This window comes from Bacillus nitratireducens, assembly GCF_001884135.1.
GTDB classification, from domain to species: Bacteria; Bacillota; Bacilli; order Bacillales; family Bacillaceae_G; genus Bacillus_A; species Bacillus_A nitratireducens.
On record NZ_MAOC01000093.1, the window covers coordinates 36,353 to 50,699 of the forward strand.

General features: G+C 34.8%; 13 protein-coding genes. 11 read left to right on the forward strand and 2 right to left on the reverse strand.

Features of this window, described 5'->3' with window-relative positions; genetic code table 11:
* Positions 1–26 precede the first annotated feature (26 nt).
* From BAU23_RS27485 to BAU23_RS27535, 11 genes are all read left to right on the forward strand, one after another.
* The gene (locus tag BAU23_RS27485) at positions 27–1,403 is read left to right on the forward strand and encodes an ABC transporter substrate-binding protein (protein ID WP_071735625.1); all 1,377 of its coding nucleotides are present in this window, start codon (positions 27–29) and stop codon (positions 1,401–1,403) included.
* 407 nt (positions 1,404–1,810) lie between these two features.
* The gene (locus BAU23_RS27490; protein WP_071735627.1) at positions 1,811–2,515 is read left to right on the forward strand and encodes a metallophosphoesterase family protein; all 705 of its coding nucleotides are present in this window, start codon (positions 1,811–1,813) and stop codon (positions 2,513–2,515) included.
* A 150-nt stretch (positions 2,516–2,665) separates the two neighbouring features.
* Positions 2,666–3,337, forward strand: coding sequence for a response regulator transcription factor (locus BAU23_RS27495; RefSeq protein ID WP_001238606.1), 672 nt, complete (start codon positions 2,666–2,668; stop codon positions 3,335–3,337).
* A gap of 11 nt (positions 3,338–3,348) precedes the next feature.
* Entirely contained in the window at positions 3,349–4,584 is a 1,236-nt protein-coding gene (locus tag BAU23_RS27500; RefSeq protein WP_000486893.1) for a sensor histidine kinase, read from the forward strand.
* 236 nt (positions 4,585–4,820) lie between these two features.
* Positions 4,821–5,642: a hypothetical protein gene (locus BAU23_RS27505; RefSeq protein ID WP_000728600.1), complete on the forward strand. Its 822-nt coding sequence runs from the start codon at positions 4,821–4,823 to the stop codon at positions 5,640–5,642.
* Between the two features lie 43 nt (positions 5,643–5,685).
* A complete protein-coding gene (locus BAU23_RS27510) occupies positions 5,686–6,414 on the forward strand; it encodes a C39 family peptidase (protein WP_000217064.1) in 729 nt (242 codons plus the stop codon).
* Positions 6,415–6,432: 18 nt separating this feature from the next.
* Positions 6,433–6,960, forward strand: coding sequence for a GrpB family protein (locus BAU23_RS27515; protein WP_000363042.1), 528 nt, complete (start codon positions 6,433–6,435; stop codon positions 6,958–6,960).
* Between the two features lie 310 nt (positions 6,961–7,270).
* On the forward strand, positions 7,271–8,863 hold the full coding sequence (locus tag BAU23_RS27520; protein ID WP_033670025.1) for a sensor histidine kinase: 1,593 nt from the start codon (positions 7,271–7,273) through the stop codon (positions 8,861–8,863).
* Position 8,864: 1 nt separating this feature from the next.
* Positions 8,865–9,572: a response regulator gene (locus BAU23_RS27525; protein ID WP_000598647.1), complete on the forward strand. Its 708-nt coding sequence runs from the start codon at positions 8,865–8,867 to the stop codon at positions 9,570–9,572.
* A 122-nt stretch (positions 9,573–9,694) separates the two neighbouring features.
* On the forward strand, positions 9,695–11,041 hold the full coding sequence (locus BAU23_RS27530) for a 2-hydroxycarboxylate transporter family protein (RefSeq protein WP_000512690.1): 1,347 nt from the start codon (positions 9,695–9,697) through the stop codon (positions 11,039–11,041).
* A gap of 60 nt (positions 11,042–11,101) precedes the next feature.
* The gene (locus BAU23_RS27535) at positions 11,102–12,304 is read left to right on the forward strand and encodes an NAD(P)-dependent malic enzyme (RefSeq protein ID WP_000892411.1); all 1,203 of its coding nucleotides are present in this window, start codon (positions 11,102–11,104) and stop codon (positions 12,302–12,304) included.
* Between the two features lie 294 nt (positions 12,305–12,598).
* Here the strand turns inward: BAU23_RS27535 and BAU23_RS27540 are convergent, their stop codons facing one another.
* Both BAU23_RS27540 and BAU23_RS27545 read right to left on the reverse strand, forming a co-directional pair.
* On the reverse strand, positions 12,599–13,123 hold the full coding sequence (locus BAU23_RS27540; protein WP_000719661.1) for a DUF4871 domain-containing protein: 525 nt from the start codon (positions 13,121–13,123) through the stop codon (positions 12,599–12,601).
* A 206-nt stretch (positions 13,124–13,329) separates the two neighbouring features.
* On the reverse strand, positions 13,330–14,256 hold the full coding sequence (locus BAU23_RS27545) for a DMT family transporter (RefSeq protein WP_001059065.1): 927 nt from the start codon (positions 14,254–14,256) through the stop codon (positions 13,330–13,332).
* Positions 14,257–14,347 lie beyond the last annotated feature (91 nt).

A 14,347-nucleotide genomic window follows, 5' to 3' on the forward strand; every position in this document is an offset into this window, starting at 1 on the left:
CATACATAGGAAAAGGTGGGATTGAGATGAGTTTATTGAAAAAAAGTGCTGCTCTTTTAATGGCAGCCACAATGGCATTAACCGGGGCAGCTTGTTCAAATAGTAAAACAGTGGGGAAACCTGAAGCGCAGGCAAAAGTAGCTCCAGTTGAAAAGAATGGTGATAAAACTGTAATTCGTTTCTGGCATGCAATGGGTGGAAAAACACAAGGTGTACTAGATGGGCTTGTTGCAGACTATAATAAATCGCAGAATAAATACGAGATAAAGGCAGAGTTCCAAGGAACATACGAAGAGTCTTTAACGAAGTTTAAAACGATGTCTGCAACGAAAGAAGCGCCAGCTCTTGTTCAATCGAGTGAAATTACAACGAAGTATATGATTGATAGCAAAAAGATTACGCCTATCGATAGCTGGATTAAAAAAGATAAGTACGATACATCGAAATTAGAAAAAGCAATTACGAACTATTATTCAGTTGATGGAAAAATGTATTCTATGCCGTTTAATTCATCTACACCAGTATTAATTTATAATAAAGATGCCTTCGCAAAGGCTGGATTAGATCCAGAGAAAGCTCCGAAAACATATGCGGAGTTAAAAGAAGCAGCGAAAAAGTTAACGATTAAAGAAGGCGGAAATGTAAAGCAGTATGGATTTTCAATGCTGAATTATGGTTGGTTCTTTGAAGAATTGTTAGCGACACAAGGTGCTTTATATGTAGATAATGAAAATGGTCGTAAAGATGCTGCACAGAAAGCAGTATTTAACGGTAAAGAAGGTCAAAAAGTATTTGGGATGTTAGATGAATTAAATAAAGCTAGTGCGCTTGGAAAGTATGGAGCAAGTTGGGATGATATTCGTGCCGCGTTCCAGTCTGGACAAGTTGCTATGTATTTAGATTCTTCGGCTGGTGTTCGTGATTTAATTGATGCATCTAAGTTTAATGTAGGCGTTTCGTATATTCCGTATCCAGAAGATTCGAAACAAAACGGTGTTGTTATTGGCGGTGCATCATTATGGATGACGAATATGGTTTCAGAAGAAACGCAACAAGGTGCTTGGGACTTTATGAAATATTTAACGAAGCCAGATGTACAAGCAAAATGGCATACAGCAACAGGATATTTCTCAATTAATCCAGATGCATATAATGAGCCGTTAGTAAAAGATCAATACGAAAAATATCCACAGCTAAAAGTAACAGTAGAACAATTGCAAGCGACGAAGCAATCTCCAGCAACTCAAGGAGCATTAATTAGTGTATTCCCAGAATCAAGAGATGCAGTTGTAAAAGCATTAGAAGCAATGTATGACGGAAAGAATAGTAAAGAAGCTTTAGATGAAGCCGCAAAAGCAACAGATAGAGCAATTAGTATTTCAGCTCGTACGAGTCAAAAATAAGAGAAAGCCGCATCCTTTTTCAGGATGTGGCTTTCTTTATTGGGAGATAAGGGATCAAAAAAATGATGAAGTCTTATCTCTTTTATATGAGTAAAGGGTCTAGAATGAATTTTGTCCTTTTCATTATTTGTTTAACTCCATTGCAACCTGTTTCCCATTTACAAAAACCTCTGCCACCGCTACTACAACTTCCATCACTTTTTTCATATCTCATCTCTCCTTGTTTTTTGTTTCATTTCTTACTTTTAGTATAAGGAAATACAGTAATTGCAACCATCGAATTGGATGACATGAGACTTACATTGTTGTAAGGATAATAGTTTTAGTTTGTAATAAATGTGATTCAGAAGTTTCTGTCGTTTTGAATTATAATTAGAAAGAGAATGGTTTAGAAAGAAGGGGATAATATGAAAAGAATTCTTGTTATTAGTGATATTCATGGAGAAATAGAAAAGTTCGAACAATTATTGGAAGAAGCTCACTACGATGCAAAACAGGATCAACTAATTTTGTTGGGGGATTATGTAGATCGTGGCCCGAATGCAAGTGCTGTCATTGAAAAGGTAAAAGAGTTAAAAGAAGAGGGAGCCTTCATTTTAAAGGGAAATCATGAAGATATGATGATTAAGGCGTTAACGACAGATGAGGAACGTTCATGGAACCATTGGGTAAAAAGGAATGGTGGAGATAAAACGTTATATAGCTATGGATTTGTAGAAGAAGACATTGCGGTTAAGGAGGAAAACTTCCAAAAACCGATTTTACAATCTCATATATTAGAGGAACATGTAACGTTTATTCAAGGATTAGATCATTACATTGAAACAGAAGAGTATATCTTTGTACATGCTGGTGTTGAGCCAATGAAACAAGTTTCTGACTCTGAACCATACACGTTAATGTGGATCCGTAATGAGTTTCATAGTGGATATAGTGGCAAAAAGTTTGTTGTATTTGGTCATACGGAAACAAAAACGCTTCATGGTAGTGAGAATTGTGGAGTATATTTTGGGAGTAATCGTATTATAGGAATTGATGGTGGTGCGGTTTATGGTGGTCAGTTAAATTGTTTAGAATTGCCGAGTAAAAAGGTGTATGTAGTAAAAAATTGAAAGGGATAAGGGAAATCTTATTTCTTTCAATTTTTTATTAAGCAAAATTTAAGGGAGAGCTTTTATAATAAATCTTCCAAATTTTATATCGAGAAAAACGTTAAAATGTAATTATAAATAGAATTGAACTATATGGTGGAAGGTGAGAATATGCGCTTACTTGTAGTAGAAGATAATGCTGCTTTATTGGAGTCTATCGTACAAATTTTACGCGATGAATTTGAAGTGGACACGGCAATCAATGGGGAAGATGGCTTGTTTTTGGCATTACAAAATATATATGATGCAATACTACTTGATGTCATGATGCCAGAAATGGATGGATTTGAAGTTATTCAAAAAATACGAGATGAGAAGATTGAAACGCCAGTTTTATTTTTAACAGCAAAAGATTCTTTGGAGGATCGAGTAAAAGGGTTAGATTTTGGCGGAGATGATTATCTCGTTAAGCCATTTCAAGCGCCGGAATTAAAAGCGAGAATTCGTGCTTTATTACGACGAAGTGGTAGTTTAACAACAAAGCAGACAATTCGTTATAAAGGGATTGAACTGTTTGGAAAAGATAAAGATGCACAAGTAGATGGACAAGCAATTAAGCTGACTTTAAAACAGTATGAACTTCTAGAGTACCTCATTCAAAATAGCGGTAAGATTTTAATGCGTGAACAAATTTTTGATCGTGTTTGGGGATTTGATTCGGATACAACAGTAGCCATAGTAGAAGTGTATGTTCATCATTTACGTAAAAAATTAGAACCATTCGGTTATCAGAAAGATATTCAAACTGTTCGTGGTATTGGATATATATTAAAAGAACAATGAAAAAGGGAAGTATGTTTCAAAAAACACGCATTCGTTTGACTATAGTAAATTCATTAGTTTTCATCGTATTAATTGGGGTATTAGGCAGTATAATTTATTTATACACATATAATCGAATTTATGGTGCAGTAGATAAATCATTTGAAAAAATAATTGAATATAAAGATGGGGTTAAATCTAAGAATCCTCCAAAGGGAGGCATGAAAAATATTCAAATTGGGGATCCAAGAGTCATGAAGTTGTTCTGGAAAGGAAATACAATCTCAATGGATGAGAAAAACCCTAGATTTTTCTCTATTTTTACAGAGAATATTCCAGCTTTTGCGCCAAAGAAATTAGGAGTTCTTCAGGATATAGAAGTAAAGGGGCATTATTTCAGAACATTAGCGTTTCAGGATGATGGACAAATTGTGCAAATCGTACGCGATACAACAGCCGAAAAAGAAATGATAAATACTTTATTTTTAATTCTCGTTATAGGTTGCAGCATAGGAAGTCTATGTGCAATAGGAATCGGCTTTTTCCTAGCGGGGAGAGCACTCATACCGATTCAAAATTCATGGGAGAAACAGCAGCAGTTCGTTTCGGATGCATCGCATGAATTAAGAACACCACTTGCGGTTATTCAATCAAAAACAGATGTATTATTCCAGTCACCATCTGCAACGATAGAAGAAAAGGCGATGGATATTTCTACAATTTCAAAGGAATGTAGACGGCTATCAAAACTAGTTAGCAATTTATTATTGTTAGCACGTTCGGATTCTAATCAAATCGAGATGGATAAGAAAACATTTGAAGTGGATAAATTGTTAGAAGAAATAGTAGATCCATATAAAGAGATTGCTTCTTATCAAGAAAAAGAGATGATATTAAAAGTAGAACGTGACATATCGTTTATTGGCGATAGAGAGAGAATTCATCAATTGATGGTCATATTGCTAGATAATGCAATGAAGTATACGAATGAAGGTGGACATATTCAAATTACTTGTATACAAACGAGTAGTTCGATTCGCATACAAGTGAAGGATAACGGGATAGGAGTTAAAGAAGTGGATATTCCAAAGTTATTTGATCGTTTTTATCAAGGAGATAAAGCAAGAAGTCCATCAGAAGGAGCGGGGTTAGGTCTTTCAATCGCTAATTGGATTGTAGAAAAGCATTATGGAAAAATATCGGTAGAGAGCAAATGGGGAGAAGGAACTTGTTTTGAAGTGATTTTCCCAAAAAATCAAAGATTATAAGTGAGAAGACGACCTTGTTTTTACAAGGTCGTCTTTTTTTAAGGGAAAGTTAAGAAACAACTTGTATCATGTATTACATCATGGAAACTTGTAATAGAAAGAGATGTTGGAGTAGATATTTTTGGATGAATTAGATGAATCATACTGTTATTTTTAACGGTGATGAAGTTGATGTATAGTATTAAAAAAATTATGGGAAAGCTGGAAAAAGAAAGTGTGAGAGGGAGGAAGAAGTCTTGAAAAAGAAAATGATGACGGTATTCACTATTGGAGTAATGAGTGTAAGTATATTAGGGGGGGCCTCTCCTTCTGGAACACCAAAAGGAAAGATCGATTACACGCAGCGTAGTAAAGAACAATTAAATGATGGGAAAATACATGCAATGCATACAGAAGAAAAAGCGGAAAAATTAGGAATTGAAACGGATGGGAAAGAACAAATTACGTTAGAAAAGGAAATTCATGAAACGGAAGTAGGAAGAGAAGCAGAAAAATTAGGTATCTCGGTAGAAGGAAAAGATGTTGGAATTCTTTCAGAAGAAATTTATGAAACAAAAGTGAGGCAAGAAGCGTTAAAACTAGGAATATCTATAGAGAATACGTCGATTGTAAGTTTAATTGATCAAATTAATAAGATTAAAATTAATAATGAAGCAGAAAAGCTTGGTGTTTCAATTGAAGGAAAAGAAGTAGAAGAAATTGAGGAAGAAATCTATGGAACGAAAGTTAGAGAAGAGGCAGAAAAGCTAGGTATTGCTCAACAAGGAAAAGAGATGGAAGAGTTAGCGCAAGAAGTGTACGAACAAAAAGTGCAGGAAGAAGCAAAAAAATATCATATTGATTTATATGGCAAAGATATATATCAAGTATTAAGAGAAATCAATGAGCAAAAGGTAATAGAAATAGCAGATGAGCTGGATATGGATAGAGCGAATTTGAATATTCAAGATTTGGCGGAGAAGATAAATCTTGAACAACCTGAAAAGGGAAAAGAGCTTAAGTTTATTCCTATGGTTCAAACAGATGCTGATGCGTTTTATTCGTATTTAACGAATTAAAAAGGGCGTGAGGGTGATACGAAAATGGAAGTGGTATATATGTATGACCGTACTTTGTATAGGGATATGGGGTGCATATACAAATGGAATTACAAAGTATGTGGAGAAAGTAAAGGGGTTACTATTTTCAAGTATACAAAGTCAAAAACGAACAGAGTTTAGTAATAACGATGAAAAAGTCATGTTATCAAATGTGCCTTTAATTCAACAATTACCAGAGTTAGATAGAGGCTGCGAAGTAACAAGTTTAGCGATGATGTTACAATATGCGGGTGTTTCTGTAGATAAGATGAAATTAGCGAGTGACATCAAAAAGGTAAATTTTTTAGACGATGGTGTAAGAGGAAATCCGAATGAAGGATTTGTGGGGAACATTTATACGTTTTCTGAATCGGGATATGGTGTATATCATGGACCACTTTTTCAATTAGCGAAAAAATATTTACCGAATGAAGCTGTGGACTTAACAGGGAAGAGTATTGAAGAACTTTATAAGAGTGTAAGTAATGGGCAACCGGTAGTAATGATTACGAATGCAACATATGCACCGCTAGATGAGGATGAATTCATTATATGGGAAACAAATGGTGGAGATGTTTCTATTACTTATAATGAACATTGTGTTGTTCTTGTTGGATATGATAAGGAGTCTGTATATATTCAAGATCCACTTAACGAAAGCCCGAATATCAGTGTATCGAGAGAAAATTTTGAAAAGGCGTGGGTACAAATGGGGAGCCAAGCGATTAGTTATGTGAAAAGTTCAAAATAAATTAGGGGGAAAAGGGGTATGGATCTAGGAATAATGGGTGACGAAATTAAGTTAGTGAGTTATACAGATGAGTGGAAAAAAGAATTTTCTAAAGTGAAACATGAAATACAAGAAAGTATGCATATAGAGGCGAATCGTATTGAGCACATTGGCAGTACGGCTATTGAAGGTATGGTATCCAAGCCAATTATAGACATATTAGTAGCTGTAGATGATTTAAATGCAGTAGGGAAATCTATTATAGATGGTTTTAAATCTATAGGATTTTTACGATTAAAGGTGGAGCGACCTGGTGAAATTATCTTTGCAAAGTTTACTGATCCTTCTTTTCAAAAACGTACACATTATATTCATTTAGTAGAGTATGAAAAGGGGATTTGGAATAATTTAATCTTCTTCAGAGATTATTTGAATGCCAATGAGGAAGCGAAAGTGGAGTACAAAAATTTTAAATTAGATTATGCTAAGAAGCATTCGGTCGGGATAAAGAAGTACACGGATCATAAAGAAAGTTTTGTGAAAGGTGTTTTTAAGAAGCGAAAATGATATGAAACAAGAGAACTTCTATATGGGGTTCTCTTATTTTGTAAGTTAATCTTTTTAAAAATAACTAAATATGCAAAAATGCATAATTGAGCAAAATAATACATGTTATTATTATGTATTGTTTTCTAAGTTGTTGAAATAACGAAGAGTGCAGCGGCTGTAGAAAAATAAGTTAATTTGATGGAAGAAGAAAAGAACTATAAGAAATGACTAGTACATTTAAAGTATAATAACAGCAAATATAAGTAAGGTGAAAATGATACCACCTTACTTATTATTCTATTTAATAACTAGGGGAGCTATTGAAGGAATGCGAAAAAGATTATGGAATTTATGGAAAACGATTACATTGTTAGTTTGTACAGTTGTAATTTTTTCTTTACTTGTGACAGATATATTAATTAGTCATAATGTAGAACGGACAACGGAGGAAAGCCAAGCAGAGAAAGCGAAAACAATTGCACACATTGTGGCGAATGATTCAGTTGTAATTAATGGTTTGATTGGGAAAGCAGATACTTCAGCAATCCAAACGTATACAAATAGGATATTAAAAAATACAGGTGTTCAATTTATTGTAGTTATGGATATGGATGGAATAAGAAAATCGCATCCAAACCCTCAAAAAATAGGTCATCATTTTATTGGGGGAGATGAAGGACCTGTATTGAAAGGGAAGGAACATGTATCGCTAGCAGAAGGAACTTTAGGTATTTCAATGCGAGTATTTGTACCAATATTTTCTGAAACAGGTGAACAAATTGGAGCGGTGGCTGTCGGTATTTCAGCAGATAATGTAAAAGAAAGGGTTAAGGAAAGTAGACATATTATTTATATTGGTGTCGGAGTTGGAGTACTAGTCGGAATTATAGGAGCAATATTGCTAGCTAGGCATATAAAGAAAAGTTTATTCGGTCTTGAGCCGCACAGGATAGCGAAAATTCTTGAAGAAAGAAATACGATGTTGCAATCTGTAAAGGAGGGTATTATTGCTGTAGATAAAGAGGCGAGAGTAACTTTAATCAATAATGAAGCGAAACGGATATTTAAGAAAAGTGGACTGAAAGAAGAATTTATCGGTAAAGATGTTGAATTGTATATGCCGAATTCACGTATAAAAGAAGTGTTACAAACAGGAGAGGTACAATTAAACGAAGAACAAAATATTTATGGAATTACGATTGTTACTAATCGTGTTCCTTTATATGTAAAAGGAGAAATAGTTGGTGCAATTGCAACATTTCGTGATAAAACAGAAATTAGAAAATTAGCAGAAGAGTTAACTGGTACTAGGCTATATGCGGAAGCATTACGGGCTCAATCTCATGAATTTATGAATAAAATGCATGTCGTATTAGGTTTAACACATATGAAGCAGTATGAAGAATTGCAGAAATATGTAAGTAGTATGGTATCAGAGCATCAATATGAAATGGGGGGGATTATGAAAAAAATTCAAAGCCCAGTATTTGCTGGATTTTTACTAGGTAAACTTAGTTATGCTAGAGAGAAAAATATAAAGTTAATTATAAAAGAAGATTCTTACTTACCAGAAATATATGATGAACGTATCATTCATGAACTGATCACTATTGTCGGAAATTTAATTAATAATGCATTAGACGCAGTGACGAACTGTGAGAAGAAACAGGTTGAAGTTGGAATACAATATGGGGATACATTAATTATTACAGTACAAGATACAGGGAAAGGCATAAAAGAAGATGAAATTGATGCATTATTTATAAAAGGTTATTCTACAAAAGGTGATAATCGGGGGTATGGTTTGCATCTTGTAAAGGAAAGTATACAGCGAATAAATGGTGAGATTCATGTTCATTCAGTGTTAGGAACGGGAACGACAATAACGATTGAAATACCTAAAAGTAGGGATGAGAGATAAAATGATCAAAGTTTTGATTGTAGAAGATGATCCGATGGTTGCGATGCTAAATAAGCATTACTTAGAGCAAGTGGGAGGGTTTGAACTTGTCCATGCAGTTAACTCAGTTAAAGAAGCGATAGAAGTATTAGAGAAGTCACGAGTAGACTTCATATTACTTGATATTTTTATGCCTGAGGAGACTGGATTTGAGCTGTTAATGTATATTCGAAATCAAGAAAAAGAAATTGATATTATGATGATTTCAGCTGTGCATGATATGGGAAGTATCAAAAAAGCATTACAATATGGAGTTGTAGACTATCTAATTAAACCATTTACATTTGAACGCTTTAAGGAAGCATTAACTGTGTATCGAGAAAAATTTACTTTCATGAAAGAACAACAAAAAATTAGTCAATCGGAATTAGATTCACTAATTTTACAAAAAGAAAAAAGAGAGTCCTTTGACTATAAAGAGCTTCCGAAAGGATTAACAAAGCAAACATTGCAACTCATTTGGCAGAAAATCGAATCGCTTAATGGACAAGCATTTACAACTGATGAAATGGCGCAATTAGTAGGGGTTTCGAGAGTTTCTATTCGAAAGTATGTAATGTTTTTGACTGAAGTCGGAGTATTAGAGAATGAAATGGTGTATCAAAGTGTGGGAAGACCGGTGAGTAAATTAAAGTGTATTGACCGGAATAAAATAGATTTTTACGTATAAGCGACTTATTATAAGTTGCTTATACTTTTTTTAATTACAAAAATAGTTACAAAACTTTCAAAAACTATTTTTACTATTGAAAGCGTTTTAATATTGTAACTAAGAAAACAAGGGGGTGCCATATGGGGATTCAAAAGGATATGGAAGCGGTATCATTTTCTGAGGAGAATGGGGTACAAAGAGAATCGTTCGCTTCGAAAATTATGAATGTAAAAATCGGTGTAATACCTTTACCGTTATATGTAGTATTGGCTGCTATTATTTATGGGGCATCTGTATATAATAAATTGCCAGCAGATATGATTGGTGGATTTGCAGTTATTATGATCATGGGGATTTTCTTAGGTGATATTGGGATGAGAATTCCAATTCTAAAAAACATTGGTGGTCCAGCAATTCTTTCATTATTTATTCCATCGTTACTTGTATTTTTTAACTGGATGAATCCAGCTTCAATGGAAGCTGCGACTATGTTAATGAAAAAATCGAACTTTTTATATTTATATATTTCTTGTTTAGTAGTAGGAAGTATTTTAGGAATGAACCGTAAAGTATTAGTACAAGGTTTCGTTCGCATGTTTATTCCTTTAGTAGTAGGAACGTTAGCTTCTATCGCAGTAGGCTTATTAGTAGGTTCACTATTTGGATTTGAAATGAAGCAGACATTTTTCTTTATCATCGTGCCAATTGTGAGTGGTGGTATTGGGGAAGGGATTTTACCGTTATCACTAGCTTACGGTGATATTTTAAATGAATCATCAGCAACGTTTGTATCACAGCTTATTCCAGCAGCTATTATCGGAAATATGTTTGCAATTGTGAGCGCAGGCTATATGAAGCGTTTAGGTGAGAAGAGACCTGAGCTTAGTGGGAATGGTGTATTAGTAAAAACAGATAATCAAGCAGAGTTATTAAAAGAGCAAAATACAGAAAAACCAATTGATTTCTCATTAATGGGAGCCGGGTTATTGATTGCATGTACATTCTTTATTTTCGGAGGATTTGCTTCTAAGTTTATCGGTATTCCAGGAGCAATCATTATGATTTTTTCAGCAGCACTTGTGAAATACTTTAAATTAATGCCAGCAAAAATGGAGCAAGGTGCATTCCATTTATATAAATTTATTTCAAAGAATTTAACTTGGCCGCTAATGGTCGGTTTAGGATTGCTATATATTCCGTTAAAAGACGTAGCAGCAGTTCTTTCCGTAGGATATGTTGTTGTTTGTGCATCAGTTGTTCTTACAATGGTAGCATCAGGTTTTCTTATAGGTAAAGTGATGAAAATGTATCCAGTTGAATCGGCAATTGTAACCGGATGTCATAGTGGTTTAGGTGGAACTGGAGATGTTGCTATTTTATCAGCTTCAAATCGTATGGAATTAATGCCGTTTGCGCAAATTTCAACGCGTTTAGGTGGAGCAGCAGTGGTCGTAACAGCAACAATTTTATTAAAAATGTTTTCATGATCAAAACAGGCTAGCTATATTCATATAGCTAGCTTGTCAAATTAAGGGGAGATTATAAGTATGTTAGAAAATCAGATTAATGAAAGATCATTGTTATTGCATAAAGAGTTAGTAGGAAAAATTGAGATCACAAGTAAAGTAGAAGTGAATTCAGCGGATGATTTAAGTCTGACTTATACACCAGGGGTAGCTGAGTCTTGTAAAGCAATTGCGGCAGATGAAGAAACAGCGTATGACTATACAGCAAGAGGGAACATGGTGGCAGTTGTTTCAGATGGAACAGCAGTACTTGGTTTGGGAAATATTGGACCGAAAGCGGCTATGCCTGTTATGGAAGGGAAAAGTATTTTATTTAAGAAGTTTGCGAATGTAGATGCTTTCCCGCTATGTTTAGGTACGACTGATGTGGATGAAATCGTTACCCTTGTGAAAAATCTAGAGCCTACATTTGCAGGTATTAATTTAGAGGATATTGCAGCACCACGCTGTTTTGAAATTGAAAAACGATTAAAAGAAGAAACGAATATTCCTGTATTTCATGATGATCAGCATGGGACGGCTATTGTTGTTTTAGCAGCTGTTATTAATGCATTAAAAGTTGTAAGTAAACAAATGGACGATGTTAAAATTGTTATTAACGGTGCGGGTTCGGCAGGAATTGCAATTGGAAAATTATTATTAAAAGCTGGCGCAAAACACATTACGTTAGTTAGTTTAGAAGGTATTGTTTGTGAAGGTGAAACATGGATGAACGAAGCGCAAATCGAAGTTTCAAAGAAGACAAATCGAGAATATGTACGTGGAACATTAAAGGAAGCGATTCATCAAGCTGATATTTTCATCGGTGTATCTGCTCCAAACGTATTAACGAAAGAACTTATACAGACGATGAACGAGAAACCAATTGTGTTTGCAATGGCGAATCCAATCCCAGAAATATTCCCAGAGGACGCATTAGAAGCTGGGGCAGCTGTAGTAGGAACTGGACGTTCTGATTATTCGAATCAAGTAAATAATGTATTGGCGTTCCCTGGAATATTCCGTGGTGCGTTAGATGTTCGTGCGACTGATATTACAGAAGAGATGAAATTAGCAGCAGCATATGGGATCGCTAACATAATTACGGACGAAGAACGTAATGCGAATTATGTAATTCCAAATCCATTAGATAAAAGAGTTGTTCCAAGTGTTGCAGAAGCAGTAGCAAAAGCAGCCATTGATTCAGGAGTGGCGCAAATTACGAAAATGCCAAGTTATAAATAGTCAAAAGCAGCGCCTTAAAAAGGCACTGCTTTTTTTTGAGATAAGAAATCAAAACAATGAAGAAGTATAAATTTATTCAAGCCCCTTTCATTATTTATTTAATTCCATTGCAACTTGTTTACCATTTACTAAAACCTCAGTTACTGCTACGATCACTTCTATCATTTTTTTCATCTCTCCTCTCTCCTCGCTTCATCTCTTACTTTAAGTATAAGAGAAGAGAGATGATCCAACTATCGAAGTACGGGACGTAGAAATTCCATTGTTGTAAGGAAGTGTTTCAGTTTTGTCACTTTATTCGGCGTTGATTACAAACTGATCATAATATTTTTCATTCACATATATATTTAATACCCATAATCCAGAGGAAGGTAGTGACATTACGAGAGGGAGTTCCTTTATGGTTGTATCGACTGTATTTGAAGTAGTCCAAGTTTGTTTGGAAGTTTCTTTTTGAAAGAGTACTGGAGTTGTAGTTGTAGTTCCTTGTTTTAACGCGATAATAGATAGTTTTCCAGTTGGCATTTCAGGATCTAGGAAGAACCACATTATTTCATTTTGTTCATTTGCGATAATAGAGCTATCAGCCATTGCAATTTTTCCTTCAATGCCTTTTAAGGGCATCTTCCCCTCTGTAAAGGAAGGTGCTTCTTCCCAATTTACATCTTTTAAAACACTAAGATGAAAAAAGGAAGGTGCGTTAATTTGAGAGGATGACGTTTCTAGTACCTCTTTTTTAGGTACATTTGAATCTGGTTGCACTTGCGCGCAGCCAGTAATGAGGAAGGAGAAAAGTAGCATAGTTCCGATTTTTTTCATAGTGCCACACTCCTAATTTTTATTGTTAGTGTAATTGTATTTGCTAGCAGGCGGGACAATTCCTTTAAATCATAAAAAGAGGTCGTAAGTTTTGTACGACCTCTTTTGACATTTTCTATCCCGCATTAACTGCCCGTAAACGCCCGATTGGTGCGGGCTAATAATCAGTGGGGATGAACAAAACCCCCACTGATTAAAGTTTCACTTTATATTTGCTCAGTTGAAAAGGTTGGTTCTCTCTCTTTTTGAGGCATTGTTAAGAAAATAACAGAAAGAACGATACATACTCCGCCTAATAATTGATATGCTCCAAAAGACTCATTAAGCCAAGCGATTGAAACGATGGCAGCTACAAGTGGTTCAATGCTAGATAAAATACTTGTTTCTGTTGCTGCTAAATATTTAAGACTCCCGATATAAAGAAGGAAAGAAAGAGTGCCGCTTATAATGATAAGAATAAGCATAGAAAAAGTTTGAAGTGTGAAAGTTTGCGAAATCTGATTCCATCCAAAAGAACGATTACAAATAAGCAGTGCAATCCCTCCAATTAACATCCCCCAGCCAATTACTATAGTTGTTCCGCATTCTTTAATGAGAGAAGCCGGATGAAGGGTATAAAACGCAAAACCAATCGCTGTTAACAGGCCGAAAGTAATAGCTGCTTTAGATAAAACAATATTTTCAATTGAACCGTTTGTAATAATAAAGTATGTCCCTGTTAGAGCAGTGATAATTGCGATTATTTGCATAGAAGCAGGGAATTTCTTTTGCTCAAGCGCAACGTAAATTGTAATAAGAACAGGACCTAGAAATTGAAATAGTGTTGCTGTGACAGCGTTACTAATATGAACTGTTTCGATAAAAGCGTACTGCGCACCAAGCATGCCAAGAATAGAGAAAATTATAAGCTGTATAAAGTGTTTAGGGTGTTTCCAAATGTGAAATATGTTTTGTTTTTTAATAAGCAAGAAAGATAAAATGAATATTCCAGCGAGCAACAGGCGAATTGTTAAAAAATCAAGTGATGATACGTTAGTATGTTGAAATAGCCACTGAATCATAGGACCAGATAATCCCCATAGGGTGGCTCCTGTAATAATCATCATAAGTCCAATGCGTCTACCATTGTTCATTATCATGCATCTCCTCTCTAGTATTTGATTATTAATGCGTTACATGATAAAAGGAATTATATAGAACTTCTGGTACTGTAAAAAGTATCAG